Below are 3,470 nucleotides of genomic sequence, written 5' to 3' on the forward strand. Positions count from 1 at the left end.
TGCGGTTTGGGCGGGGCCTTCGGGTCCCGCTCTCGTCATTTTCCGGGAGGGGTCGTCAGGTCGCCAGGGCACATTGGTTAGGGCTGGAGCACTGATGTGCCCTGAGCTTCGCCGGTGTCCTTGGGGGCTCCGCCTCGGTGAAGGCGTAATCGATCGCCTTGCCGGTGCGTGTACGTTCGCACGTGAAGCCGAAGGCCGAGGTACTCGGAGAGCGCCTTGATGTCCTCCTCAGAGTCCACAAGTACTGAGTCACACTTGTGCCGAATGGCGTGTGAGGTTCCCCCGAGATGCGGAGTGTGGTGACAGATGGTCAGGTGGGACTCATGAGAGGAACATCGACTATGGCTGCCCCCAGGAAATATTCGCTTGAGTTGCGTGAGCGCGCGGTGCGGATGTACCGCACCGCCGATCCGAAGCCGCAGATCAAAAAACTGGCCGTCGACCTCGGCGTGCATCCGGAGGCCCTGCGCGGCTGGATCCGTCAGGCCGAGGCCGACGCCGGCGAGCGCGATGACCGGCTGACCACCGACGAGCGAGCGGAGCTTGCCGCGCTGCGCAAGGAGAACGCCCAGCTCAAGCGGGCGAACGAGGTCCTGCGGACGGCCTCGGCTTTTTTCGCGGCCCAGCTCGACCCGACCCGGCCCAGGTGACGGCGCTCCTCGACGAGCACCCGCACCTGGGGGTCGAGCGCGTCCTGCGGGAACTGTCCGTCCCCTCCTCCACCTACTACCGCTGGCGCCGTGCCGAGCGCGAGCCGTGCGAACGCGTGCGCCGGGACGCGGAACTCACCGGGCAGATCAAGGAGATCCACGCCGACTCGGGCGGGGTCTACGGCTCGCCACGCGTACATGCCGTGCTCAAGCGCGTGGGCGTCCACGTGGGCCGCAAGAGGGTCGAGCGCCTGATGCGCGAAGCCGACATCGCCGGGATCAGCCCGCGGCGCAAGGGCTTCACGCGCCGGGACCCCAAGGCCACCCCGGCCCCGGACCTGGTTCAGCGCGACTTCACCGCGAGTGGGCCGAACCGGCTGTGGGTCACCGACCTGACGATGATCGCGACCGGCGAGGGCCCGTTGTGGCTGTCCGCGATCCGGGACGCGTTCTCCCGCCGGGTAGTGGCCTGGGAGACCTCCGCCCGCGCGGACGCCGACCTGGTCCTGTCCACGCTCGAGTACGCCCTGGCTTCCCGCGAGGTCGAGCCCGGACAGCTCATCCATCACGCGGACCACGGCTGTCAATATACGTCGATCAAGCTCACAACTCGCCTTTTGCGAGCAGGCGTTCAGGCGTCCATGGGATCGGTCGGAGACTTGTACGACAACGCCCTCGCGGAGAACCTGTGGATGATCACCAAGACGGAGTGCATCCGCGGCCGCGTCTTCGCCACCCGGGCCGAGGCGAACCTGGCGCTGTTCGAGTACATCGATGGGTTCTATAACTCACGGCGCATCCAAAAACGGCTCGGCTACCTCAGCCCGATCGAGTTCGAGGAGAAGCATTACGCCGACCAGGCAACGGCCGAACGAACGAATCTGAAGCCCTGTCAACCCGCCCTGACCAGCTGATCAGCACCTCCCGCACGCCGGGGGAGCCTCAATGCCGCTGACCGGATCAACCCTCGTCTTGCCCTGCTCCGGTCCTTCTGGAGGTATGGTCCCCATCGCTTGGGTCGACCGCAAGGGCGCCCGGGGCGGTGCCCCTTGTTGAGTGATCCCGAGAGCCGGGATCGGTGCCAGCGCTCAGTTCGTGCCGGACCTGCCGCCACGCGCGGATGATTTGTGGCAGCCTCGCGAGCACCTCGCTGATTTGCGCCAGCAGTAGCGTGACGCAGCCGGACGCGGCGAGAATGACGAGGGTCACTTCGTCCCACTTCACCGGGGTCCTCTACCTTCTGCTGGGTTGTCTCGCGGCGCTCGGGCAGCTGCAGAACCGCGCGACCGAGTCTGACGTGAACGTGGTCACTGGCAACACGCTTAACGGCACTGGGCATACCGAACTGCGCGGGCGAAGGACGCCGTGGCAACCGTTCGGGTGCCCTGGTGCGAGGGCTTTCCCGACCCGGTCTGTCAGCGGAGGGGCAGGCCGGGTGGCGCATTAGCGGAGTAGGGCGTGGCGGGAAATCCAGTCGAGGGCTTCTGCCCCCAGCCGGTCAGGCGCTTCGACCAACGCGGCTTCTACCTCCGCGAGATCTGTCAGCGCCTCGGGTGCGCCCGACCTGTTCAGCACGGCGAGACGGTCCATCGCTGAGGCGACGGCGCCAGGCCAGCCCGGCATACCGAAGTAGGTGGGAACTTTGAACGCAGCCGAAGTGGCTCTATGCAGCAACCCCACGCGCCAGCCCTGTTCACGCATCACTTCCGCGGTGACCCAGACCCGGTCGGCGACGTGCTGGACGAACTCCGCCACGGATTCGGACAACGTCCGAAGCGCGAAGCGCGAACCGCCGGCCCACGGAAGGTCCACGTCCGAGGCGACGGCCACCAGCCCGACCGCCGCCGCGCTCACCAGGGCTTCCGTATCGTCGGCGTCGATACCGAAGTGCGCCAGGACAACGGGGGCCTGCTCCTCAATGTCCGGAAGCAGCGAGTGCTTCTCCTCGGCCTCGGTCCTTCCCAAGAGAGCCGCGAGCCGAGGCGACAGCGGTTCGGGCTCCGGCTGCTCCACGGTGATTCCGTGCTTCGCCAGATCCTCGAAGACGGCGTCCGGTCCGCAGTCGATGTGAGAGGAGTCATGTCGTCCCGAGCAGCCTTCCAGGCATTCGAGCTCCTCGCACATCTCCGGTTCCTCAGGCTGCGCCTCGTTGATGAGGTGATAGGCGAGCCGCTCCGCCACCGCCTCCCGTGCTGTGATCATCGCCAGGTCGAGCCGGAGCGCCTCGTCCCTCAGCTCTGAGTCCTCGCGCTCCGCAGAGGTGGGTGGCTCCGGCGCCTCCGGGACCCAGGCGTACGCCGACTCCAGCGAGACCAGCAGCCAGGCGACTTGCAGCGGCTCGGTGTCACCGTCCCGGGCCAGCCCGGCCACGGCCTCCGCGGCCTGCCGCGCACTGTCGAGCCGGGCGAGATGCCGCTCACGCACCGGCAGCCAGGCCGCGGACTCCGTTCGGGCCCGCTCGGCGTCCTGGGGCAGCGCGGCGTCACGGGCCCGCCGCGCCCGGGCGACCAACCGAGTTACACAGGGATGGCAGCCGAACAGTCCCGACTCGGGAGTCGGCCCGAGCGGTACGGGCGGCCGATCTTCAAAGGGCTTGTCGCAGAGGCAGCAATCCAGCGCCCCCACCTGGCGGGAGGTAGGGACAGTCGGCAGTGCGGACCGGATCATGGCATAGGCATAGTTAGGGATGTGCACGGGAGCAACTCCTTCTGAAACGGCACCGGTTCGCTCACAACGCTGTCTCCATGCTCGGGGCCTCCTTCGATTGCTTGTCATCGTTTGGCGCCCGGGACGGGGAAGTTGACGCAATCTGGCATGTGG

General features: G+C 67.4%; 3 protein-coding genes. 2 read left to right on the forward strand and 1 reads right to left on the reverse strand.

The features are described 5' to 3' along the window. The first annotated feature begins 341 nt into the window (after positions 1 to 341). Positions 342 to 650: a transposase gene (locus tag ABEA26_RS35410; RefSeq protein ID WP_311307069.1), complete on the forward strand. Its 309-nt coding sequence runs from the start codon at positions 342 to 344 to the stop codon at positions 648 to 650. Then, positions 647 to 1,564, forward strand: coding sequence for an IS3 family transposase (locus tag ABEA26_RS35415; protein ID WP_345598112.1), 918 nt, complete (start codon positions 647 to 649; stop codon positions 1,562 to 1,564). The genes ABEA26_RS35410 and ABEA26_RS35415 overlap by 4 nt, the downstream gene beginning before the upstream one ends. A 529-nt stretch (positions 1,565 to 2,093) precedes the next feature. Here ABEA26_RS35415 and ABEA26_RS35420 read toward each other — a convergent pair. Continuing rightward, the gene (locus ABEA26_RS35420) at positions 2,094 to 3,344 is read right to left on the reverse strand and encodes a hypothetical protein (RefSeq protein WP_345598114.1); all 1,251 of its coding nucleotides are present in this window, start codon (positions 3,342 to 3,344) and stop codon (positions 2,094 to 2,096) included. Between the last annotated feature and the right edge of the window lie 126 nt (positions 3,345 to 3,470).

Source organism: Streptomyces marokkonensis (assembly GCF_039539045.1).
GTDB lineage: Bacteria > Actinomycetota > Actinomycetes > Streptomycetales > Streptomycetaceae > Streptomyces > Streptomyces marokkonensis.